General features: G+C 42.5%; 1 protein-coding gene. It reads left to right on the forward strand.

Features of this window, described 5'->3' with window-relative positions:
* Positions 1–75: 75 nt before the first annotated feature.
* The coding region (locus ACYVRA_RS08765; protein WP_461252333.1) for a hypothetical protein at positions 76–463 on the forward strand (388 nt) is incomplete at its 3' end.

The following is a 463-nucleotide window of genomic DNA, read 5'->3' on the forward strand; positions in this document are numbered from 1 at the left end:
CAAGGACAGCGCGGCGCTCACCCCTGTCTCTTATACACATCTGAAAATAGTAAATTATAAAGAGGGGTATATTTTATGTCAGCTAAAACCAAGGAGGAAGCCCAACGTTATTTTACTGAAAATTTAGGCTTGGTATCAAATGATTATATGGCAATGCATCTTGACATCGCCAATATGGTCAATAAAGAGGTTGAGGCCGTTTACGATATTTTCGGGAACTTGAATGCGGGAGGGCGCTTAAAAGGATTTCAGATAACCGCAAGGCTGTTGCCGGGCGAGGCGGCTCGTTATTCTCCTACTAGCAAAGAAATATTTTTGCGAAAAGAGGACGTTATGTATGTAACGTCAATGGTCAAATTGGGTGCGGACGCACAGACAAATTTGGATATCGGCTTTTGGAGTACAAATAAACCCGAACACGCGGTACGACACGAATTAGGTCATGCGGTATGGTATTTATTAA

The organism is Treponema sp. R8-4-B8 (assembly GCF_054786175.1).